Below are 22,978 nucleotides of genomic sequence, written 5' to 3' on the forward strand. Positions count from 1 at the left end.
GCAATGCTCCTAATCCAGGGGGATGGCCACGCTCAGGCAGGTGCCCTCGCCCGGCTCGCTTTCCAGGGCCATGCTGCCACCGAGCATCAGCACCCGCTCACGCATACCGACCAGGCCAAAGGACGTTGGCCGACTTTGCTCAAGGACAAACCCTACGCCATCATCGATCACCGTCAGGCGTAGGGTCTGGCCATCGAGACTCAGGCTGATCTGCACAGTATGCGCCTGGGCATGGCGCATGACATTGGTCAGCGCCTCTTGCAGGATGCGGAACAGGCCAATGGCCTTGGCATCACTCAAGGGTGGCAGATTCTCCGGTACCTGCACCAGGCAGGGGATCTGCGTGCGCGCCTCGAAACGCCGAGCCTGCCACTCGATGGCCGATGCAATGCCGGCATCGAGGATCGGCGGGCGCAAGGCGGTGGCCACATCGCGCACCAGCTGGAACAGCTGGGCGATCAGGCGCTTCATGCTGCCCAGGCGCTCGTTGAGGCCGGGGTCCAGTTCGGCGTAGGCCAGTTCGCACATGGATGTTTCAAGCTTGAGCACCGTGAGCATCTGTCCCAGCTCATCGTGCACTTCCCGGGCAATACGGGCTTTTTCTTCCTCGCGAACGCTTTCCAGGTGCGCCGACAGTTCGCGCAGTTGCTCCTGTGAACGGGCCAGCTGGAGTTCGACGCGCTTGCTCTGGCTGATGTCCCAGACCACTCCGTCCCAGACCACCCGGCCATCCGCCAGGGTGCGGGTACTGGCCTTGATGTCGGCCCAGCGCTGCTCGCCCTGGCGGGTCAGGATCCGCCCTTGCCAGGACCAGTCGCTGTCAGTGGCCAGGGCCAGGTCCTGGACCCGGTGGTAATCGGCGCGGTCGTCAGGGTGCACCAGGTTGCGCAGGCCCATGTCCGGATGCTGCAACGCCGCAGGCGCATAGCCCACCAGGGCTTCACTGCCTTCACTGATGTAGGGGAACTCCAGCTCGCCTTCGGCCGGGTTGCGTTCAAGGCGAAACACCAGGCCGGGTACGTTGCCGGCAATACCCTTGAGCCGTGCCTCGCTCTCGCGCAGCGCCGCCAGGGCGCGCCTGCGTTCGGTGACATCGGCAAGAAACACCACCAGGTATTCGGCATCACGAAAGCGCAGAAAGCTCAGCGACACATCCACCGGCAGCAGGCTGCGATCGGCACGCAGGCACCGGGTTTCAAAATGCTGCGGGGCTTCATCGCTGGCACGGGCACGCTTCCACAGATCGAGCCAGCGGTCCATGTGCAGGTTCGGCTCGAAATCAATCAGCGGCCGATCGATCAGCGCCCCCGAGGGGTATCCGAGCATGCTTTCGGCGGCCCGGTTGGCATAGCGCACATGGCTGTCCCAGTTGACCCAGAGAATGCCCACGGTGCTCTGGTCGATGGAAAACTGGCTCAGGCGCAAGGCTTCTTCGCGGGCCTGGCGCTGGGCCAGGGTGTCGCGGGTGGCCAATAGACTGTGCTCGAGCTGCTGTAGTTGCCGACGCTGCCAAATGACGATGGCCACGCAACTGAGCAGCAGCGCCGCCAGCAACAGCCCCAGGTTCTGCCAAAAGCCCGGGGATTCGCTCAGGCGCGGGTATTTAGGCTCCAGCCAGCGCTGGTGGAGTTGCTCCAGGTCCTTGGCCGGAACGGCCTGCAGGCCGCGCTCAAGAATCTCGGCCAGCTCCGGCCAGTCCCGGCGCGAGCCGACCCGCAGCAACTGCGGCAGGCCGATATCACCGACCACCACCAGCTCGCTGAATTCACTTTCCCGAGACAGACGGCTCAACTGCGCTTCATCTACCACGGCAAACCGCGCCTGTTCGCTGAGCACCAACTGCAACGCCTGGCGCTCCTGAGGCACGCCTTGCAGGTTGAGGTTGGTGTAGGTGGCACGCAGGTAGTCGGCGACAGTGCTGGGCATGCGCACGGCGACCCGATCGGTACTGGCGAGCTTCTCCAGATCAACCGCCACCGCGCCAGTACGCGGGCCGACGATCAATTGCGGCACGCGCATGTAGGGATCGCTGAACAACCACAGGCGCAGGCTGGCAGGTGTCTGGGTCAGACCTGGGGCCAGATCGACTTCGCCGGCCTGCAGCGCATGCTCAAGGGCAGCCTGATCGGTAAAGTTGCGCCAGGTAAGGTCCAGCCCCAGCGAACGGTCAAGCCAATTCATCAGCTCGACGTTGACCCCATAGAGTTGCTGCAGGCGCCGGTCGAACTGGGCAAAAGGTGCCTGCAGCACCAGCCCGACGCGCAGGCTGCGGTGTTGCTCAAGCCATTGCTGCTGGGCCGGCTCCAGCACAACCTGCGCAGGCGCGGAAGGCGACGCCGCCCAAGTGATCAAGGGCAGGCAAAAACAGCCGATAAGCAACAGGCAGCGCAAAAGCTTCATCTGCACTCTCATCAAGGGTAGGACGGCCACCGAGCATGGCCGTCCTGAGCAAATACTATTAGGCTGCCGGTATTAATCTGGCCTGGATCGATCCATGTTCGCACTTTATCGCACGACGCTGCCGGCGTTATGCCTGTCACTGATACTACCTTGTACCGCACAAGCAGCCGCTGGTGAAACGCCAGAAGCGGCTGCCGACAGCAAACCTGCCGCAGTCGAACGCCAACCGCTGGCCGAACGCAGCCAGGAAGACGCCCAGGCCCTGGAACGCCAGGTTCCTGCAGCCGAACAGCAAACCCTGCAGGCTGGCAGCGACAGCTTCCTGGCCCTGTGGAAACCGGCCAACACTGCCGAGCCCGAAGGCGCCCTGATCATTCTTGCCGGTGCTGGCGAAAATGCCGACTGGCCGAAAACCGTCGGCCCGCTGCGGCGCAAGTTTCCCGATGCCGGTTGGCACAGCCTGAGCCTGGCCCAGCCGGATTTGCTTGCCAGCGCCCCGCAGGCGCGCGTCGAAGCGCCCCCGGCAGTGGAAAAAAAGGCCGAGCCAGGCGAAAGCGCACCGGCCAAGGACACCCCGGCCAATGCCAACGCCAGTATCGAGCAGGCCACTGCAGCCGAAAGCGAGAACAGCGAAAGTATCGAACAAGCGAAGACGCCGGTCGACGATGACAAGGCCGATGCCGAACGCATCTTCGCCCGCCTCGATGCGGCCGTTGCCTATGCCCAGCAACAGAACGCCCGCAGCATTGTCCTTCTCGGTAACGGCAGCGGCGCCTACTGGGCAGCGCGTTACTTGAGCGAACGGCAACCGGCCCAGGTGCAGAAGCTGGTGATGGTCGCCGCACAAACACCGGCCCAGGCCGAACAGAGCCTGGACAGCCTGGCGCCGAACCTCAAGGTAGCCACCGCAGACTTCTTCTACGCCACCCTGCCCCAGGCCAGGCGCGCCGCCGAGCAGCGCCTGCAAGCCAGTAAACGCTTGAAGGACGCCAACTACCGGCAGGTCAGCCTGACCGCCATGCCAGGCAACAGCGCGGCGGAACAGGAGCAATTGTTCCGCCGCATCCGCGGCTGGCTCAGCCCGGAAAAACTCGACTAGAAGCCACGGCGTTTACGGATGACGGCGTAAGCCTGATGCAGTTCGCGGGTTCGTTCGGTAGCCTCGCGAACCTGTGCGGGGCTGGCGCCATTGCCCACCAGCTTGTCCGGATGATGACGGCTGAGCAGGCGCCGGTAGGCTTGTTTGATCTGCCCGGCTTCGCTGTCGGCGCTGACGCCAAGCATGCGCAAGGCTTGTGGATAACCCAGCGTGCCATCGGCCAGCACAGCCTTTTGCGGTTCATAGTCCAGCGCCAGGGCCTGGACCTTGGCCGCCGACCAGCCAAGGGCCTGGCCCCACGCCAGCAGCAGCTCGCGTTCATGCCGGCCAGCCTGGCCATCAGCCCAGACCATGCGCCAGCATGCGCGCAACATGCCTTCGGCGGCATGCGGCTGTTGCTTGAGGCGGCGCAGATGAACACTCAGGCGCTCCTTGCCAGCCTTGCCACGATTGAACGCGGCGATGGCGCGGCGCCTGGCCGGTTCGCTCATTTCCAGGCGCTGCATCTCCACCCGTGCCTGCTGGATATGGCCATCGACCACCCGTCCGTCGCTCTTGGCCAGGCGCCCAAGCAGGACGAACAGTACCTCGTCGTCACGCAGCACCGGCCGCCCACCCAGGCGTTCACGCAGATGCGCCCAACTGTGCAACTGCAAACGGCGGTCCATCGCCTGGCCCAGCAACGCCCCCAGCAATGCCCCGGGAATACTGGCGATGGCAAAGCCTGCTCCGGCACCTATCACTGTGCTCGGCCACAACATGTCAGCGGCGCTCAGCGAGCAGTTGCTCGACTTCGGCCAGCCGCTCCAGGGTGCCGACATCCACCCAGTGCCCGCTGAAATGCTCACCGCTGACCTGCCCGGCCGTCATCGCCTGGCGCAGCAGCGGCGCCAGCTTGAAGGCGCCGGCCTGGCAGTCGGCGAACAGTTGCGGGGCAAGCACGGCGATACCGCTGTAGGTCAGGGTGTCGGCATCGGCGTTGGCATCGCTGACCTGGCCTTTATCCAGACAGAAGTCACCCTTGCCATGATGACCAGGGTTATTCACCAGCACCAGGTGGGCCAGGCCGTCGAGATGCTTCGGCAGGCGGGCGAAGTCGTACTCGGTCCAGATATCGCCATTGACCAACACAAAAGGCTCATCGCCCAGCAACGGCAGGGCCTTGAAGATGCCGCCGCCGGTTTCCAGCGGCTCACCTTCGGGTGAGTAACTGATGTTCAGGCCCCAGCGCGACCCATCGCCCAGGTGATCTTCGATCTGCTGCCCGAGCCAGGCGTGATTGATCACCACATCCTTGAAGCCCGCCGCTGCCAACGCACGCAGGTGGTACTCGATCAGCGGCATACCGGCCACCGGCACCAGCGGCTTGGGGGTGTGCAGGGTCAGCGGGCGCATGCGCTCGCCTTTGCCTGCAGCAAGAATCATCGCTTTCATGGACGCGCTCCGGCTGCGGCCTGCAGGCTCTCGATCAGTTCATCGAGTTCGGCCAGCTCCGGCCTGCGCGCGATCACTTCATCTATATAGGCAAAGAAGCGCGGTACATCGGCCAGGTAACGCGGCTTGCCGTCGCGGTGGCAGATGCGCGCAAAGATGCCGATGACCTTGAGGTGACGCTGCACGCCCATCAGGTCGCTGGCGCGGTGGAAGTCCTCGAACTCGGCCTGCACCGGGATGCCCTTGGCCTGGGCGCGCTGCCAGTAATCCTTGAGCCAGCCCTGCACGCGTGCCTGCGGCCAGCTCAGGAAGGCATCCTTGAACAGGCAGGTGATGTCATAGGTGACCGGCCCGTACACCGCGTCCTGGAAGTCCAGCACGCCGGGGTTTGGCTTGCTGTCCATCAGGTTGCGTGGCATATAGTCGCGGTGCACCAGCACCTTTGGCTGGGCCAGGGCGCTGTCGATCAACAGGCTGCTGATACGCTGCCAGGCGGCCAGTTGCGCATCGGTAAAGCCCAGGCCCAGTTCACGGCCGACGTACCACTCGGGGAACAGCTCAAGCTCGCGGCGCAACAAGGCCACGTCGTAGCTTGGCAGCGGCGCGTTCATCGGCAACTGCTGGAAGGCCAGCAGCGCATCAATGGCGTCGTTGAACAGGCGATCGGCGTTCTCGGCGTTGATCACATCGAGGTAGGTCTGGGTGCCCAGGTCGCTGAGCAACAGGAAACCACGTTCAAGGTCCTGGGCATGAATGACCGGAACATTGACCTCGGCCGTGGCCAGCAAGTGGGCAATATCAACGAATGGCCGGCAGTTTTCCTGCGGCGGTGGCGCATCCATGACAATAAAGCTGTGGCCTTCGGCCTGCCAGCGGAAGTAGCGGCGAAAGCTCGCATCGCTGCTGGCGGCGGTCAGGCTACCCGCGGGAACCGTGCCCCAGCCCTGTTTATGGAACAGATTTGCCAGCTGCTCGGCGAGCCAGACATTCAGGTGTTGCAAGCGTACATCGTGATCGGGCATTACAAGGGTCTCCGACGGCCCTAGCCGTCAAGCGGGTCATGCTTTATTATCCAGCATCTTTTTCAGACCATCGAGAGGCGTGCGGCCCCACACGCGGGCAGATGGCACGCAGGAAGCCCGGACTAATAAGATGGCATTGAAATCCCCCGCGTTTCGTAAAAAATTCCCGTTGCTGGTCACCGGCGGTTTGCTGGCGATGCAACCTCTGGCCACCCCATACGTGGTTGCCGCAGAGCAGTTCGACTGCCAAGTGTCTGCTGCCGGAGGCTGGGACTGCAAGCCCAAAACCCCTGCCGCCGCACTGCCGCCGCGCCCGGTGCACGCCGGGGCGGCCGCCAGCTCGTCCGGTGAAACGCCAGCCGGCTCCGGCGAGGTCGCTCAGGAGCAGGCTCAAGGTCCGGTGCTGGTCACCGAAGCCAAAGGCCGCGTGCTGAAATCCCGTAGCCCCGATGCCAGCCACCTGGATTGGGTCCCTCGTGACCAGCTCACCCCAGCCCAGCTCGCCGAAACCGGGCCTTACTGCGCCGGTGCCTACATCGAGCCGACCCGTCCGGGCATGACCGACACCACGCCCAAAGACGAGTCGCCGACCTTCATCGGTGCCAAGGTTTCGCGCTACCAGCAGGAGCAGCAGATCGCCACCCTCGCCGGTGACGTGGTCATGCGCCAGGGCAGCATGCAGGTCGAGGCCGACGAGGCCAACCTGTACCAGGCCGAGAACCGTGGTGAGCTGAGCGGCAATGTGAAGATTCGCGACAACGGTTCGCTGGTGGTCGGCGATCACGCCGACATCCAGCTCGACACCGGTGAAGCCAAGGTCGATAACGCCGAATACGTGATGCACAAATCGCGCATCCGCGGCAGCGCCCTGTACGCCAAGCGTGCTGAAAACGCCATCATCCGCCTCAAGGACGGTACTTACACCACCTGTGAGCCGAACAGCAACGCCTGGCAGCTCAAGGGCAACAACATTACCCTGAACCCGGCCACCGGCTTCGGTACCGCGACCAACGTCACCCTGCGGGTCAAGGATTTCCCGGTGTTCTACACACCGTACATCTACTTCCCGATCGATGACCGCCGCCAGTCCGGTTTCCTGCCGCCGTCGTTCAGCACCAGCAGCGATACCGGCTTCATGCTGGTCACGCCGTACTACTTCAACTTGGCGCCGAACTACGACGCCACCTTGTATCCACGCTACATGGCCAAGCGCGGCATGTTGATGGAGGGTGAGTTCCGCTACCTGACCAAGTCCAGCGAAGGGCAGTTCGGTGGTGCTTACCTGAATGACAAGGATGATGACCGCAAGCTGCAGACGGACTACAAAGACCAGCGCTGGATGGTCAACTGGCAGCACAAGGGCGGCCTCGACGAGCGCCTGATGACTGAAGTCGACTACACCGACTTCAGCGACCCGTTCTACTTCCAGGACCTGGAATCGGATCAGATCGGTGTCGAAAGCCGGGACTTCGTCAATCAGCAAGGTGCGTTGACCTATCGCGGCGATACCTACACCGCGCGGCTGAACGTGCAGGCTTTCGAGCTGGCGACCATTTCGCAGATCACCCCGTATGACCGCCTGCCGCAGGTCACTTTCAACGGCATGCTGCCTTACCACCCGGGCGGCATGAACTTCACCTACGAATCCGAGGCTGTACGCTTCGAGCGTGATCTGAAGAACGACCTCGTTTTCGACAAAGATGGTAATCCGGACCCATCCAACGGCTTCGTTCGGGACTCGTTCGGAAACATTATCGGTGGTAAAAGGTTAGACGAAAACATCACCGGCCTGGCCCGAGCCAACGGTACTCGCCTGCACCTGGCGCCGACCATCAGCCTGCCGATGGAAGCAAGCTATGGCTATGTACGGCCATCGCTCAAGTACGCCTACACCCACTACGACCTTGACCTCGACAGTCAGGGCAAGGCCCAGGCGCCAGGCCAGCCGCGCGAATTCGGCCGGTTCAACTCTTCGCAGGATCGCGATGTTCCGATCGTCAGCGTCGACAGCGGCCTGTACTTCGACCGCAGCACCCAGTGGTTCGGCAAGAACTACACCCAGACCCTGGAACCACGTCTGTACTACCTGTACGTCCCGTACAAGAACCAGATGGACATCCCGGTCTTCGACACCAGCGAGTACACCTTCAACTACGCCTCGCTGTTTCGCGACAACCGTTTCAGCGGCAACGACCGTATCGGCGACGAGAACAAACTGTCGCTGGGCGTGACCAACCGCTGGATCGAAGAGAACGGTTTTGAACGTCAGCGCCTTAGCGTTGGCCAGGCCCTGTACTTCAAGGACCGCAAGGTTCAGCTGCCTGGTATTGCCTACAAGGACCGCCAAGACGCACAGTCGGACGTTTCCCCGTACGCACTGGAATACGAATACCGCTTCAACCGCGACTGGCGCTTCAATTCCGATTTCAACTGGGATCCAGACAGCCGCAGCACCCGTTCGGGCAGCGCGATGTTCCATTACCAGCCTGAAGACAACGTCAACAAGGTGGTCAACCTCGGTTACCGCTACCGCAACGACATGGTCATCTACAACAGCGCCACTGGTCGCTGGCAGGTAGGTGGTGGCGACTATGGCCAGCCGGGTGATGCGAACTACATCAAGGACTACTACAAGATCCAGCAGCATGACTTCTCGGTCATGTGGCCGATCGTTCCACAGTGGACCGCGATTGCACGCTGGCAGCATGACTACAACCGCAACCGCACGCTGGAAGCCTTCGGTGGTTTCGAATATGACAACTGCTGCTGGAAGCTGCGTCTGATCAACCGTTACTGGATCGATTACGACGATTTCAGCCAGGCAGTTCCGCAAAACGAAAAAGGCGACCACGGCGTCTTCCTGCAGATTGTGCTGAAAGGCCTCGGCGGCGTAGTGGGCAACAAGGTCGAGTCGTTCCTCGACCAGGGCATTCAAGGTTATCGTACTCGTGAAGACCAAGCTTACTGATTGTCTGCGCCCGCTGTTGCTGGGCGCGGTATTGCTGACCGGCACGGCGCACGCCGCCGTGCAACCCCTGGACAGCGTTGTGGCCATCGTCGACAACGACGTGGTGATGAAAAGCCAGCTGGACAGCCGCGTACGCGAAGTCCAGCAGACCATCGCCAAGCGTGGCGGCCAGGTGCCGCCCGCCGGTGTCCTGGACCAACAGGTGCTCGAGCGCCTGATCGTCGAGAACCTGCAACTGCAGATCGGCGATCGCTCGGGCATCCGCATCACCGACGAAGAACTGAACCAGGCCATCGGCACCATTGCCCAGCGCAATGGCATGAACCTGGAGCAGTTCCGCGCCGCTTTGGCCCACGACGGCCTGTCGTACGAAGATGCCCGCGAGCAGGTTCGACGCGAGATGATCATCAGCCGCGTGCGTCAGCGCCGGGTTGCCGAGCGCATCCAGGTCTCGGAGCAGGAAGTGAAAAACTTCCTCGCCTCGGAGCAAGGCCAGATGCAATTGTCGGAAGAATGGCGCCTGGCCAATATCCTGATCCCGACCCCGGAAAGCGCCAACTCGGCGCAGATCCAGGCGGCCGCGCAAAAGGCTGGTGAGGTCTACTCGCGCCTGAAAAGCGGTGCCGACTTCGGCCAGATGGCAATCGCCAGCTCCGCCAGCGAGAACGCCCTGGAAGGCGGCGAAATGGGCTGGCGTAAAGCCGGCCAGTTGCCCCCAGAGCTCGCCAAGCTGCTCAGCAGCCTGAGCGTTGGTGACGTGACTCAGCCACTGCGTATTCCTACCGGTTTCCTCATCATCAAGATGCAGGAAAAACGCGGCGGCGGTGGTGCCACCATGCGCGACGAAGTGCATGTCCGCCACATCCTGATCAAGCCAAGCGAGATTCGCAGCGAAGCGGCGACCAAGGAACTGGCACAACGGCTCTATGACCGTATCCAGAATGGTGAAGATTTCGCCACGCTGGCCAAGAGCTTCTCCGAAGACCCTGGCTCGGCACTCAATGGCGGCGACCTCAACTGGATCGATCCAAGCGCCCTGGTGCCAGAGTTCCGCGAAGAAATGGCCAACGCCCAACAGGGCCAGGTGACCAAGCCATTCAAGACCCAGTATGGCTGGCACGTGCTCGAAGTGCTGGGCCGCCGCGCCACCGACAGCACCGAACAGGCCCGCGAGCAACAAGCGATGAACGTACTGCGCAACCGCAAGTACGATGAAGAACTGCAGACCTGGCTGCGTCAGATCCGTGACGAAGCCTACGTCGAAATCAAGCTTCCTGGCGCCGATCAGGCCGCGCAGTGAAACCGCAGCGCTTCGCCCTCACACCCGGCGAGCCGGCCGGCATAGGTCCTGACCTGTGCCTGCTGCTCGCCACGCAAGCCCAGCCGCACCCCCTGATTGCCATTACCAGCCGTGACCTGCTCGCCGAGCGGGCCACGCAGCTGGGCGTGGCCGTCACGCTGCTGCCGGTGAGCCTCGACGCCCTCCCCGACCAGCCCGCTCCGGCAGGCAGCCTGTATGTCTGGGACACGCCGCTGCAAAACCCGGTGGTTGCCGGCCAGCTGGACAAAGCCAACGCCGCATTCGTCCTGCAAACCCTCACCCGCGCCGGGCAAGGCTGCCTGGACGGGCATTTCGCCGGGATGATCACCGCACCGGTGCACAAGGGCGTGATCAACGAAAGCGGTATCGCCTTTTCCGGGCACACCGAGTTTCTCGCCGACCTGACCAACACCGCGCAAGTGGTGATGATGCTGGCGACCCGCGGCCTGCGCGTGGCCCTGGTGACCACGCACCTGCCGCTGCGCGAGGTTGCCGATGCCATCACCAGCGAGCGCCTGGAGCGCGTCACGCGGATCCTGCATGCTGACCTGCAACACAAGTTCGGCATAGCCAACCCGCGCATCCTGGTCTGCGGCCTCAACCCGCATGCCGGTGAGGGTGGCCACCTGGGCCACGAAGAAATAGACACCATCGAACCGACATTGGCGCGCCTGCGCAGCGAAGGCATGGACCTTCGCGGCCCGTTGCCCGCCGACACCCTGTTTACCCCCAAATATCTGGAGCACTGCGATGCAGTGCTGGCGATGTACCACGACCAGGGCCTGCCCGTGCTCAAGTACAAAGGCTTCGGCGCTGCGGTCAACGTGACCCTGGGCCTGCCGATCATCCGCACCTCGGTCGACCACGGCACCGCCCTGGACCTGGCCGGCAGCGGCAAGATCGACACCGGCAGCCTGCAGGTCGCCCTGGAAACCGCCTACCAGATGGCCGAGACCCGAAAATGACCGAGCAATACCAACACAAGGCGCGCAAGCGCTTTGGCCAGAACTTCCTGCACGACGCCGGGGTCATCGACCGCATCCTGCGCTCGATCCACGCCAAGGCCGGCGAGCGCATGCTGGAAATCGGCCCGGGCCAGGGCGCCCTGACCTCCGGCCTGCTGGCCAGCGGCGCGCAGCTGGACGTGGTCGAGCTGGACAAAGACCTGGTACCGATCCTCAACCAGCAGTTCGCTAACCGCGACAACTTTCGCCTGCACCAGGGCGATGCACTGAAGTTCGACTTCACCACCCTCGGCGCTGCCCCCCACAGCCTGCGCGTGGTCGGCAACTTGCCGTATAACATCTCGACGCCACTGATCTTCCACCTGCTGGCCAACGCCGAGCTGATCCGCGACATGCATTTCATGCTGCAGAAGGAAGTGGTCGAGCGCCTGGCCGCAGGCCCTGGCGGTGGTGACTGGGGCCGTCTGTCGATCATGGTGCAGTACCACTGCCGGGTCGAACACCTGTTCAACGTCGGTCCCGGCGCGTTCAACCCGCCGCCCAAGGTCGATTCAGCGATCGTGCGCCTGGTGCCACACGAAACCCTGCCGTTCCCGGCCAAGGACCATCGCCTGCTCGAACGCATCGTTCGCGAAGCCTTCAACCAGCGCCGCAAAACCCTGCGCAACACCCTCAAGGCCCTGCTCAGCAGCGACGCCATTGAAGCTGCCGGCGTCGATGGCAGCCTGCGCCCCGAGCAACTGGACCTCGCCGCCTTCGTGCGCCTGGCCGACAAGCTGGCCGAGCAACAGGGCGCCGCGTAACCTGCGCCATAGGCCAGTCATGCCCGCATGACTGGCCGGCTACCCCGCCGATAGCCTAGACTGACGCCATCGCCGTATCCGCGTCTGTTGCCAAGGCCCCTTGCATGTCTGATCCCCGTTACCAGATCGACGTCAGCGTCGTGACCCGCTTTCTCAAAGAACAATCCGACCCCGAAAACGACCGTTTCGCCTTCGCCTATACCATTACGGTGAAGAACAATGGCTCTGTGACCGCCAAGCTGATGTCACGACACTGGCTGATCACCAACGGTGATGGCCATGTCGAAGAGGTCAAGGGCGCCGGTGTGATCGGCCAGCAACCGGCCATTGAACCCGGGCAAAGCCACACCTACAGCAGCGGCGCGGTCATCAGCACCAAAGTCGGCACCATGCAGGGCAGCTATCAGATGTTTGCCGAGGACGGTAAGCGTTTCGACGCCGTCATTGCCCCCTTCCGCCTCGCCGTCCCCGGAGCCCTGCACTGATGGCGGTATACGCAGTCGGAGACCTGCAAGGCTGCCTGCAGCCGCTCAAGTGTCTGCTCGAACGGGTGAGATTCGATCCAAAGGTCGACCGCCTGTGGCTGGTCGGTGACCTGGTCAACCGCGGCCCGGAATCGCTGGAAACCTTGCGCTTCCTTTATTCCATCCGCGAATCGCTGGTGTGCGTACTGGGCAACCATGACCTGCACCTGCTGGCCGCCTGGCACAACATCGAGCGCCTGAAAAAAAGCGACACCCTGCGCGAAATTCTCGATGCGCCAGATGCTGGCGAACTGCTCGACTGGCTGCGCCGGCAAAAGCTGCTGCATTACGACGAGCAGCGCGGCGTAGTGCTGGTGCACGCCGGCATCCCGCCGCAGTGGACCCTGGGCAAGGCCCTGGAGCTGGCAGGCGAAGTTGAGGAAGCGCTGCGCGACGACAATCGCTTCAAGCCCTACCTCGATGGCATGTACGGCAACGAGCCGAACAAGTGGAGCAAGGACCTGAGCGGCGTCACCCGCCTGCGGGTGATCACCAACTACTTCACCCGCATGCGCTTTTGCACCAGCGAAGGCAAGCTCGACCTCAAGGGCAAGGAAGGCGCCGACACCGCCCCGCCCGGCTACAAGCCCTGGTTCGCCCACAAGGGCCGCCGCTCACGGCATGTGAAGATCATCTTCGGCCATTGGGCCGCCCTTGAAGGGCGCTGCAAGGAGCCCGGGGTGATCGCCCTGGACACCGGCTGCGTCTGGGGTGGCGCGATGACCCTGTACAACGTCGATACCGGCGCATTGCAGCGCTGTGAATGCACCGAGCAAGGCACCCCGCGCACGCAGCCTGCGTCCGCACAACCGGCTAGAATGAACGACCAGTCCTGAAGGAAACCGTACCCATGAGCGAATTCAAACGCATCCCTCCCGAGCAGGCCCAGGCGCTGCGCGAGCAAGGTGCGGTCGTGGTCGATATTCGCGACCCGCAAGCCTTTGCCGCCGGCCACATTACCGGCGCAAGCCACCTGGACAATCACTCGGTAGCGGACTTCATCCGCAATGCCGATCTCGATGCCCCCACCGTAGTGGTCTGCTATCACGGTAACTCCAGCCAGAGCGCTGCCGCCTACCTGATCAGCCAGGGCTTTTCCGACGTCTACAGCCTCGACGGCGGCTTCGAGCTGTGGCGTGGCACCTACCCTGCAGAAACCGCCCAAGGCACTGCCGAATAATTTTTTTCATCTCTCGCAGCCCGCGTCCTGTGCGGGCTCGCGCCTGGCCAGACGAACGGTCATGGCGAACTTCATGTACAACCGCCCTTGAACTCCCCGATAACGAACTATCCTTAAGCGCAGGCCATCCAAAAAGGGGAGAGCCGGTACACCGGCGTGCGGGTCATCGGTAGCGAGTTCTAGGTGTTCTGGGGGGTATACAGCAATCGGCGGTGTCGATTGCATGCCAGCATCAGCTGACTGATCCGGCGTCGGCTCCACGTATCGAGCGAGGTGACGTCATGAGTATTTTTAGCCACTTCCAACAACGTTTCGAGTCCACCCGTCAGGAAGAACTTTCGCTGCAAGAGTACCTTGAGCTCTGCAAAAGCGATCGCAGCGCGTATGCGTCGGCGGCCGAACGCCTGTTGATGGCTATCGGCGAGCCGGAACTGGTCGACACCTCGAACAACTCAAGGCTGTCGCGCATCTTCTCCAACAAGGTGATCCGCCGTTATCCGGCCTTTGAAGACTTCCATGGCATGGAAGAGTGCATCGACCAGATCGTGTCGTATTTCCGCCATGCCGCCCAAGGCCTGGAAGAGAAGAAACAGATCCTTTACCTGCTGGGCCCGGTGGGCGGTGGTAAATCGTCCCTGGCCGAAAAGCTCAAACAATTGATGGAGAAGGTGCCCTTCTATGCCATCAAGGGCTCGCCGGTATTCGAATCGCCCCTGGGGCTGTTCAACGCCGCTGAAGACGGCGCCATTCTCGAAGAAGATTTCGGCATTCCACGACGCTACCTGAACACCATCATGTCGCCCTGGGCGACCAAGCGACTGGCCGAGTTCGGGGGCGACATCAGCCAGTTCAAAGTGGTCAAACTCTACCCGTCGATCCTCAACCAGATTGCCGTGGCCAAAACCGAACCGGGTGATGAAAACAACCAGGACATTTCCGCCCTGGTCGGCAAGGTCGACATCCGCAAACTCGAGGAATATCCGCAGAACGACGCCGACGCCTACAGCTACTCGGGCGCACTGTGCCGAGCCAACCAGGGCCTGATGGAATTCGTCGAGATGTTCAAGGCGCCAATCAAGGTTCTGCACCCGCTGCTCACGGCAACCCAGGAAGGTAACTACAACAGTACCGAAGGCCTTGGGGCGATCCCCTACTCCGGGATCCTGCTGGCCCACTCCAACGAATCGGAATGGCACAGTTTCCGCAACAACAAGAACAACGAAGCCTTCATCGACCGTATCTACATCGTCAAAGTGCCGTACTGCCTGCGGGTCAGCGACGAGATCAAGATCTACGACAAGCTGCTGTTCAACAGCTCGCTGGCCAAGGCCCATTGCGCGCCAGACACCCTGAAGATGCTCGCCCAGTTCACCGTGCTGTCACGGCTCAAAGAGCCGGAAAACTCGAACATCTACTCGAAAATGCGGGTGTACGACGGCGAAAACCTCAAGGACACCGATCCCAAGGCCAAGTCGATCCAGGAGTACCGCGACGCCGCTGGAGTGGACGAAGGCATGAACGGCCTGTCGACCCGCTTCGCCTTCAAGATCCTCTCCAAGGTGTTCAACTTCGACCCTCACGAAATTGCCGCCAACCCGGTGCACCTGCTGTATGTGCTGGAGCAGCAAATCGAACAGGAACAGTTCCCGGCCGAAGTGCGCGAACGCTACCTGCGCTACCTCAAAGAGTACCTGGCACCGCGCTACATCGAGTTCATCGGCAAGGAAATCCAGACCGCTTACCTGGAGTCCTACAGCGAGTACGGGCAAAACATCTTCGACCGTTACGTGTTGTATGCCGACTTCTGGATTCAGGACCAGGAGTATCGCGACCCGGAAACCGGCGAGATCCTCAACCGCATCGCCCTCAACGAAGAGCTGGAGAAGATCGAGAAGCCGGCCGGCATCAGCAATCCGAAGGATTTCCGCAACGAAATCGTCAACTTCGTGTTGCGCGCCCGGGCCAACAACAACGGCAAGAACCCGACCTGGCTCAGCTACGAAAAACTGCGGGTGGTGATCGAGAAGAAAATGTTCTCCAACACCGAGGACCTGCTGCCGGTCATCAGCTTCAACGCCAAGGCCAGCAAAGAGGATCAACAAAAGCACAACGACTTCGTCACCCGAATGGTGGAACGCGGTTACACAGACAAGCAAGTTCGGCTGCTCTCGGAATGGTACCTGCGAGTCAGAAAATCGCAATAAGCGCCAAGCTGCAAGCTGTCAGCTGCAAGTCGCGCACGTAGGTCAAATACGTGTCGGCTTGCGGGGGCAGCGGTGATCCAACTTGAAGCTTGAAGCTTACAGCTTGCAGCTACCGCCTACTCCCGGAGGGGCCTATGAGCTATGTGATCGACCGACGCCTGAACGGCAAGAACAAGAGCACGGTCAACCGCCAGCGCTTTTTGCGGCGTTACCGTGACCATATCAAGAAGGCCGTCGAGGAGGCCGTGAGCCGCCGCTCCATCACCGATATGGAGCATGGCGAGCAGATCAGCATTCCCGGTCGCGACATCGACGAGCCGGTGCTGCACCATGGCCGCGGCGGCAAGCAGACCGTGGTGCACCCTGGCAACAAGGAATTCACCGCGGGCGAGCATATCGCCCGTCCGCAAGGGGGCGGCGGGGGCGGCGGCCGCGGCAAGGCCGGCAACTCTGGCGAAGGCATGGACGAGTTCGTCTTCCAGATTACCCAGGAAGAATTCCTCGAGTTCATGTTCGAAGACCTCGAGCTGCCCAACCTGGTCAAACGTCACCTGACCGGCACCGACACCTTCAAGACAGTGCGCGCCGGTATCAGCAACGAAGGCAACCCGTCACGCATCAACATCATCCGCACCCTGCGTTCAGCCCATGCCCGGCGTATCGCCCTGTCCGGCAGCAGCCGGGCAAAACTGCGTGAGGCGCAGGAAGAACTGGCGCGCCTGAAGCGCGAAGAACCGGACAATTTCGGCGATATTCAGGAAATCGAAGCGGAAATCGAGCGATTGAGCGCGCGCATCCACCGCGTGCCGTTCCTCGACACCTTCGACCTCAAGTACAACCTGCTGGTCAAGCAACCCAACCCCAGCTCCAAGGCGGTGATGTTCTGCCTGATGGACGTTTCCGGCTCCATGACCCAGGCCACCAAGGACATTGCCAAGCGCTTCTTCATCCTTTTGTACCTGTTCCTCAAGCGCAACTACGACAAGATCGAAGTCGTGTTCATCCGCCACCACACCAGCGCCCGCGAAGTAGACGAAGAGGAGTTTTTCTACTCTCGGGAAACCGGCGGCACCATCGTCTCCAGCGCCCTGAAGCTGATGCAGGAGATCATGGCCGAGCGCTATCCGGCCAATGAATGGAACATCTACGCCGCCCAGGCTTCAGACGGCGACAACTGGAACGACGACTCGCCGATCTGCCGCGAGATTCTTACCAAGCAGATCATGCCGTTCGTCCAGTACTACACTTACGTTGAGATCACCCCTCGCGAACATCAGGCATTGTGGTACGAGTATGAGCGTATCGGCGAAGCCTTTGCCGATACGTTCGCCCAGCAGCAGCTGGTGTCGGCCGGCGATATCTATCCGGTCTTCCGTGAACTCTTCCAGCGCAGGTTAGTGACATGACCGCTAGAGAGCAGAAGCGCCACCCTATTTCTACCGGGTCCGAATGGACATTCGAACTGATCCAGGCCTATGACCGGGAAATCAGCCGCCTGGCCGAGCGCTACGCCCTGGACACCTACCCCAACCAGATCGAGGTGATCACTGCCGAGCAAATGATGGACGCCTACGCCTCCGTCGGCATGCCGCTGGGCTATCACCACTGGTCCTACGGCAAACACTTTCTCAGCACTGAAAAGTCCTATAGCCGGGGTCAAATGGGCCTGGCCTACGAGATCGTGATCAACTCCGACCCCTGCATCGCCTACCTGATGGAAGAAAACACCATCTGCATGCAGGCCCTGGTGGTTGCCCACGCCTGCTACGGGCACAACAGCTTCTTCAAGGGCAACTACCTGTTCCGCACCTGGACCGACGCCAGCTCGATCATCGACTACCTGGTGTTTGCCAAGCAGTACATCACCCAGTGCGAAGAACGCCATGGCATCGATGCCGTCGAAGACCTGCTCGACTCCTGCCACGCGCTGATGAACTACGGTGTCGACCGCTACAAGCGGCCCTACCCGATCTCCGCTGAAGAAGAGCGGCGCCGGCAGAAGGAACGCGAAGAGCACCTGCAAAAACAGATCAACGACCTGTGGCGCACCATTCCCAAGGGCGCCGACAAGAACAGCGACCGCGACAACGCGCGCTTCCCGGCCGAACCCCAGGAGAACATCCTCTACTTCATCGAGAAACACGCGCCGCTGCTCGAACCCTGGCAGCGTGAAATCGTGCGTATCGTGCGCAAGATCGCCCAGTACTTCTACCCGCAGCGCCAGACCCAGGTGATGAACGAAGGCTGGGCAACCTTCTGGCACTACACCCTGATGAACGACCTGTATGACGAAGGCCTGGTGACCGAAGGCTTCATGATGGAGTTCCTGCAGTCGCACACCAGCGTGGTGTTCCAGCCCGGCTTCGACAGCCCCTACTACAGCGGCATCAACCCTTATGCCCTGGGCTTTGCGATGTACCGCGACATCCGCCGCATGTGCGAACACCCTACCGAAGAGGACCGCCGCTGGTTCCCCGACATCGCCGGCAGTGACTGGCTGTCGACCATCAAGTTCGCCATGAGCAGCTTCAAGGACGAAAGCTTCATTCTCCAGTACCTGTCGCCGACGGTAATCCGCGACCTAAAGCTGTTCAGCATCCTCGATGACGATCAGCGCGAAGACCTGCTGGTACCGGCCATCCACGACGAAAGTGGCTACCGGATCATCCGCGAGACCCTGGCCGCCCAGTACAACCTCGGCAACCGTGAACCCAACGTGCAGATCTGGAGCATCGACCGTCGCGGCGACCGCTCGCTGACGCTGCGCCACCAGCAACACGACCGCAAACCCCTGGGCGACTCAACCGAGGAGGTTCTCAAGCACCTGCACCGCCTCTGGGGCTTTGACATCCACCTGGAGACCCTGCAGGGCGAGCAGGTGATGAAAACCCACCATGTGCCGCCCAAAGGCGAGCACGGCGAAGCTGACTATGGTCGCCTGGACCTGGCGGTAGTGCACCTCTAGCACGCCCTCCGTTGCTGCCAGACAGGTTATCCTGTGGCATCAACGGAGGTTCTACATGCAGATCTACAAAGTCGGCGGCGCCGTACGCGACCGCCTGCTCGGCAGGCCGGTCAGTGATATCGACTGGGTCGTGGTCGGCGCCACGGCGGAACAAATGCAAGCCCTGGGCTATCGCCCGGTCGGGGCGGATTTCCCAGTGTTCCTGCACCCCAAAAGCGGTGAGGAATACGCCTTGGCGCGCACCGAGCGCAAGAGCGGACGCGGCTATGGCGGCTTCACCTTCCACGCCAGCCCCGAGGTTACCCTCGAGCAGGACCTGATCCGCCGCGACCTGACCATCAATGCCATGGCCGAGGACGACCAGGGTAATATCTGCGACCCGTATAACGGCCAGAAAGACCTAGAAGCCCGAATTTTGCGCCATGTTTCCCCGGCATTCGCCGAAGATCCCTTGCGCGTGCTGCGCGTCGCCCGCTTTGCCGCGCGCTATGCCGGCATGGGCTTTAGCGTGGCCCCGGAAACCATCGAGCTGATGCGCGAACTGGGAGATTCAGGCGAACTGCAAGCCCTGACCGCCGAGCGCAGCTGGAAGGAAATCGCCCGGGCGCTGATGGAGGACCAACCCCAGGTATTCATCCAGGTATTGCGCGATTGCGGCGCCCTCAAGCAACTGATGCCCGAGCTCGATGCGCTGTTCGGTGTGCCGCAGCCTGAGGCCCATCACCCAGAGATCGACAGCGGCATCCATACCCTCTCGGTGCTAGAGCAAGCCGCCCTGCACCAGCAGCCCCTGAGCGTGCGCTGGGCCTGTTTGCTGCACGACCTGGGCAAGGGCCTTACCCCAGAGGAAGAATGGCCACGGCACATCGCTCACGAGCAACGCGGGCTGAAGTTGATCAAGGCGGTGAACCAGCGCTTCAAGGCGCCCCGTGAATGCCAGGAACTGGCCTTGCTGGTCGGGGAATATCACACCCACTGCCACCGGGCACTGGAACTGCGCGCCTCGACCTTGCTGGAGCTACTGCAAAGCTTCGATGTGTACCGCCGGCCGCAGCGTTTCGAGGAGTTTATCGTCGCCTGCGAGATGGACGCCCGGGGCCGCAAGGGCCTGGAGCAACGTGATTATCCACAGGCTGATTACCTGCGCGGCGCAGCGGCGGCGGCGCGTGCAGTGCAGGTGCAACCGCTGGTGCAACGAGGGCTGACCGGGCAGGCGCTGGGCGAGGCGCTCAAGGGCGAGCGGCTGAAGGCGTTGAAGGCGTACAAGGACAGCAGCGAGCGCTGAACCTATCGCGGGGCAAGCCCGCTCCTACAATCCTGTGGGAGCGGGCTTGCCCCGCGATCGAAGCTAAAGACCGGTCAACTGCTGCCCACGCCACTCGAACGGCACCGGCGCCAGCACTTGCTCGATTTGCGCCTCGGCCCACAGCTGGCTCATGGTTTTGCCGGCACCCGGGTGCTTAAGCGCTGGCGCAATCAACGCCAGCGGCCACAACACGAATGCGTTCTTGAGAATCTCTGCCCGCGGCAATACCAGCCCGTCGAAACTGCCATGCAGGTCGTTGTACATCAGCACGTCGATATCCAGCGGCAGACCTTTGCGCTCGGGGGCGTAGCGGCCATTGTCGGCCTCGATGAGCTTGAGCCGGCGATCCAGTTCCATCAGCGGCAGCTCGGTCAAACCGCTGACCACCAGATTGAAGAACGGCCCGCTCTTGATGCCCACCGCCTGGCTTTCGAACACCGCCGAACAGTGCATGTCAGTGAGCATTTCGGCCAGGGCATCGAGCCCGGCGGTCAAGTGCCGCTCGCGCTCGATATTGCTGCCCAGCCCGAGGTAAACCCTGTTCAGAGACATCCGCGCTCGATCTCCACGCCGACCCCAGTGGCGGCCGGTACCGCGCCAGGCTTGGTCAGTTTCAGGCGCAACCAGGGAATCTGGAACTCACTCATCAGCACCGCCGCCAGGCGCTCGGCGAAGGTTTCCACCAACTGGAACTCGGACTGCTCGGCAAACGCCTGGATGCGCGCCGACACGCTGGCGTAGTCCAGGGCCTTGGTCAGGTCGTCTCCGGCAGCGGCCGGGCGGTTATCCCAGGCAAAGCTCAGGTCCAGGCGCAGGCACTGGCGGATTCCGCGCTCCCAGTCATAGGCGCCGATCACGGTATCGACTTCCAGCCCCTCGATGAACACTCTGTCCAAGCACTTCTCTCCACAGCACGACAAGGGCGCGTTGCGCCGTTAGAATCAGGGCGTCCTCGCCCGGAATGGTTAGCATGTTTTGGTTACTGGCGCTGTGCGCCTACCTGCTTGGCTCTCTGTCCTTTGCCATCGTCCTCAGCCGCCTCAATGGCAGCCCGGACCCGCGCATGAGCGGTTCAGGCAATGCCGGTGCAACCAACATGCTGCGCCTGGCCGGCCGCAAACTGGCGGTCCTGACCCTGCTTGGCGACCTGTGCAAGGGCCTGCTGCCCGTGCTGGTCGCCAATCTTGCTGGCCTCGACCTGCAGCAACAGGCCTGGATCGGCGTGTGCGCGGTGATTGGCCATCTGTTTCCGGTGTACTTCCGCTTTCGCGGCGGCAAAGGTGTCGCCACCGCCGCCGGCATGCTGCTGGGGCTTTACCCGCCAGCCGCCTTGCTGGCCATCAGCGCCTGGCTGCTGACCTTCTACCTGACCCGTACCAGCTCGCTGGCGGCGCTGGTGGCAACGCCACTGACCCTGCCACTACTGGCCTGGCGCGAGCCGGAAGCGTTGCTGCCAATCAGCGTGCTGACCGTGCTGATTGTCTGGCGTCACCGCGGCAATCTACGCGACCTTTTCGCCGGACGCGAACGGCATTTCTGAATCCAGCGCATGAGCAACGCTCAGCTTCACAGCGGCGCCAGTTGCTCCATTGGCCAGCGCGCCTGCACGCTGATCGCCAGGCTTTCCTGCTGCCCGGCGGCCAGACGCTGGCAGCCGGCGTAGGCAATCATGGCGCCGTTATCGGTGCAAAACTGCGGCCGGGCGTAGTACACATTACCCTTGATGCCAGCCAGCATGTCTTCCAGCGAAGCGCGCAAGGCCTTGTTGGCACTGACGCCGCCAGCGATCACCAGGCGCTTGAGGCCGGTCTGCTTGAGGGCTCGCTTGCACTTGATGGTCAAAGTCTCCACCACCGCCTGCTGGAAGGCCAGCGACACGTCGCAACGGGTTTGCTCACCGTCGTCCCCAGCACTCTGGCACTGCTGCCAGGTATTGAGGGCAAAGGTTTTCAGGCCGCTGAAGCTGAAATCCAGCCCCGGGCGGTCGGTCATCGGCCGCGGGAAGACAAAGCGCCCGGGCACGCCCTGGGTTGCCAGGCGAGCGATCTCCGGGCCACCCGGGTACGGCAGGCCGATCAGCTTGGCGGTCTTGTCGAAGGCTTCGCCGGCGGCGTCATCGAGGGTCTCGCCGAGCAACTCGTACTGACCGATACCGTCGACGCGCACCAACTGGGTATGCCCGCCCGACACCAGCAAGGCGACGAACGGGAACTCGGGTGGCTGCTCTTCGAGCATCGGCGCCAGCAGGTGACCTTCCATGTGATGCACGCCAAGCGCCGGAATCCCCCAGGCAAAGGCCAGGGCCTGGGCGCAGGAAGCGCCCACCAGGAGTGCGCCGACCAGGCCGGGGCCTGCGGTATAGGCGATGGCGTCGATCTCGGTGGCGACGCAGTCGGCTTCGGCCAGCACCTGGCGGATCAACGGCAGCATGCGCTTGACGTGATCACGCGAGGCCAGCTCCGGCACCACCCCGCCATAGACGCGGTGCAGGTCGATCTGACTGAACAATGCATCGGCCAAAAGGCCGCGTTCACTGTCGTATAATGCGACGCCGGTTTCGTCGCAGGATGTTTCCAATCCCAGTACTAGCATGGGTCCGTGCCTTGTTGAGGCTGAATTCGAAGGCGCGCATGATAGTCCCCGCTCCCGACGCCGACCAGCGGTTTTCGATCAGAGGCTTTGCATTCCGGTCGGCTAAGGGTTAACATCCGCAACCCTTAAAAACCGACGTTCTCCAGCGCACATTTTTGCCACGAGTTCGTTGACCCCGGTAATGAATGAAGGTAG

At 62.3% G+C, this 22,978-nt stretch carries 20 protein-coding genes; 13 read left to right on the forward strand and 7 right to left on the reverse strand.

Translation table 11 applies throughout. From position 1 onward, the window contains the following. Nucleotides 1-9: 9 nt before the first annotated feature. Nucleotides 10-2,400, reverse strand: a complete 2,391-nt coding sequence (locus LOY34_RS24760; protein WP_195885151.1) for a PAS domain S-box protein — start codon at nt 2,398-2,400, stop codon at nt 10-12. Between the two features lie 94 nt (nt 2,401-2,494). Here LOY34_RS24760 and LOY34_RS24765 point away from each other — a divergent pair, with 94 nt between their 5' ends. Further along, entirely contained in the window at nt 2,495-3,499 is a 1,005-nt protein-coding gene (locus LOY34_RS24765; protein ID WP_195885152.1) for an alpha/beta hydrolase family protein, read from the forward strand. On the opposite strand, the gene LOY34_RS24770 is transcribed toward LOY34_RS24765, so the two are convergent. From LOY34_RS24770 to LOY34_RS24780, 3 genes are read right to left on the reverse strand one after another with little or no spacing between them, the layout of a single operon-like run. Further along, nucleotides 3,496-4,260: a DnaJ domain-containing protein gene (locus tag LOY34_RS24770; RefSeq protein ID WP_195885931.1), complete on the reverse strand. Its 765-nt coding sequence runs from the start codon at nt 4,258-4,260 to the stop codon at nt 3,496-3,498. The two genes, LOY34_RS24765 and LOY34_RS24770, sit on opposite strands and share 4 nt — an antisense overlap. A gap of 1 nt (nt 4,261) precedes the next feature. Next, entirely contained in the window at nt 4,262-4,933 is a 672-nt protein-coding gene (gene murU, locus LOY34_RS24775) for an N-acetylmuramate alpha-1-phosphate uridylyltransferase MurU (protein ID WP_195885153.1), read from the reverse strand. Then, nucleotides 4,930-5,955, reverse strand: a complete 1,026-nt coding sequence (locus LOY34_RS24780) for an aminoglycoside phosphotransferase family protein (protein WP_195885154.1) — start codon at nt 5,953-5,955, stop codon at nt 4,930-4,932. Before LOY34_RS24780 ends, murU begins: the two co-directional genes overlap by 4 nt. Before the next feature lie 130 nt (nt 5,956-6,085). Here LOY34_RS24780 and LOY34_RS24785 point away from each other — a divergent pair, with 130 nt between their 5' ends. The 11 genes from LOY34_RS24785 (at nt 6,086) to LOY34_RS24835 (ending at nt 20,170) form a co-directional block, all read left to right on the forward strand. Continuing rightward, on the forward strand, nt 6,086-8,923 hold the full coding sequence (locus LOY34_RS24785) for an LPS-assembly protein LptD (RefSeq protein ID WP_258664071.1): 2,838 nt from the start codon (nt 6,086-6,088) through the stop codon (nt 8,921-8,923). Next, nucleotides 8,904-10,223 (forward strand): peptidylprolyl isomerase, encoded by a 1,320-nt coding sequence (locus LOY34_RS24790; RefSeq protein ID WP_045199291.1) that lies wholly within the window; start codon nt 8,904-8,906, stop codon nt 10,221-10,223. The genes LOY34_RS24785 and LOY34_RS24790 overlap by 20 nt, the downstream gene beginning before the upstream one ends. Continuing rightward, nucleotides 10,220-11,209, forward strand: coding sequence for a 4-hydroxythreonine-4-phosphate dehydrogenase PdxA (gene pdxA, locus LOY34_RS24795; RefSeq protein ID WP_045199289.1), 990 nt, complete (start codon nt 10,220-10,222; stop codon nt 11,207-11,209). Before LOY34_RS24790 ends, pdxA begins: the two co-directional genes overlap by 4 nt. Then, nucleotides 11,206-12,012: a 16S rRNA (adenine(1518)-N(6)/adenine(1519)-N(6))-dimethyltransferase RsmA gene (gene rsmA, locus LOY34_RS24800; RefSeq protein WP_045199287.1), complete on the forward strand. Its 807-nt coding sequence runs from the start codon at nt 11,206-11,208 to the stop codon at nt 12,010-12,012. Before pdxA ends, rsmA begins: the two co-directional genes overlap by 4 nt. Before the next feature lie 104 nt (nt 12,013-12,116). After that, nucleotides 12,117-12,497: a Co2+/Mg2+ efflux protein ApaG gene (gene apaG, locus LOY34_RS24805; RefSeq protein ID WP_045199285.1), complete on the forward strand. Its 381-nt coding sequence runs from the start codon at nt 12,117-12,119 to the stop codon at nt 12,495-12,497. Continuing rightward, on the forward strand, nt 12,497-13,372 hold the full coding sequence (locus tag LOY34_RS24810) for a symmetrical bis(5'-nucleosyl)-tetraphosphatase (RefSeq protein WP_045199283.1): 876 nt from the start codon (nt 12,497-12,499) through the stop codon (nt 13,370-13,372). The genes apaG and LOY34_RS24810 overlap by 1 nt, the downstream gene beginning before the upstream one ends. Before the next feature lie 14 nt (nt 13,373-13,386). Further along, nucleotides 13,387-13,716 (forward strand): thiosulfate sulfurtransferase GlpE, encoded by a 330-nt coding sequence (gene glpE, locus LOY34_RS24815; protein WP_195885155.1) that lies wholly within the window; start codon nt 13,387-13,389, stop codon nt 13,714-13,716. Between the two features lie 281 nt (nt 13,717-13,997). Then, on the forward strand, nt 13,998-15,920 hold the full coding sequence (locus LOY34_RS24820) for a PrkA family serine protein kinase (RefSeq protein WP_010221441.1): 1,923 nt from the start codon (nt 13,998-14,000) through the stop codon (nt 15,918-15,920). Nucleotides 15,921-16,054: 134 nt separating this feature from the next. Further along, the gene (locus tag LOY34_RS24825) at nt 16,055-17,326 is read left to right on the forward strand and encodes a YeaH/YhbH family protein (protein ID WP_045199279.1); all 1,272 of its coding nucleotides are present in this window, start codon (nt 16,055-16,057) and stop codon (nt 17,324-17,326) included. Next, nucleotides 17,323-18,885, forward strand: a complete 1,563-nt coding sequence (locus LOY34_RS24830) for a SpoVR family protein (RefSeq protein ID WP_045199277.1) — start codon at nt 17,323-17,325, stop codon at nt 18,883-18,885. Before LOY34_RS24825 ends, LOY34_RS24830 begins: the two co-directional genes overlap by 4 nt. Nucleotides 18,886-18,940: 55 nt before the next feature. Continuing rightward, nucleotides 18,941-20,170, forward strand: coding sequence for a multifunctional CCA addition/repair protein (locus LOY34_RS24835; RefSeq protein ID WP_195885156.1), 1,230 nt, complete (start codon nt 18,941-18,943; stop codon nt 20,168-20,170). A 63-nt stretch (nt 20,171-20,233) separates the two neighbouring features. Here the strand turns inward: LOY34_RS24835 and folK are convergent, their stop codons facing one another. Together folK and folB are read right to left on the reverse strand one after the other, a co-directional pair. Next, entirely contained in the window at nt 20,234-20,743 is a 510-nt protein-coding gene (folK, locus tag LOY34_RS24840; protein WP_258664072.1) for a 2-amino-4-hydroxy-6-hydroxymethyldihydropteridine diphosphokinase, read from the reverse strand. Beyond that, complete coding sequence (gene folB / locus LOY34_RS24845) at nt 20,734-21,087, reverse strand: dihydroneopterin aldolase (protein WP_045199271.1); 354 nt, start codon at nt 21,085-21,087, stop codon at nt 20,734-20,736. The genes folK and folB overlap by 10 nt, the downstream gene beginning before the upstream one ends. Before the next feature lie 74 nt (nt 21,088-21,161). Between folB and plsY the strand changes: the two genes are divergently transcribed. Beyond that, nucleotides 21,162-21,731 (forward strand): glycerol-3-phosphate 1-O-acyltransferase PlsY, encoded by a 570-nt coding sequence (plsY, locus tag LOY34_RS24850; RefSeq protein ID WP_045199269.1) that lies wholly within the window; start codon nt 21,162-21,164, stop codon nt 21,729-21,731. Between the two features lie 26 nt (nt 21,732-21,757). Here plsY and tsaD read toward each other — a convergent pair whose 3' ends face one another. Beyond that, nucleotides 21,758-22,783, reverse strand: a complete 1,026-nt coding sequence (gene tsaD / locus LOY34_RS24855) for a tRNA (adenosine(37)-N6)-threonylcarbamoyltransferase complex transferase subunit TsaD (protein WP_038998431.1) — start codon at nt 22,781-22,783, stop codon at nt 21,758-21,760. Between the last annotated feature and the right edge of the window lie 195 nt (nt 22,784-22,978).

This window comes from Pseudomonas sp. B21-009 (assembly GCF_024749345.1).
Classification (GTDB): Bacteria; Pseudomonadota; Gammaproteobacteria; order Pseudomonadales; family Pseudomonadaceae; genus Aquipseudomonas.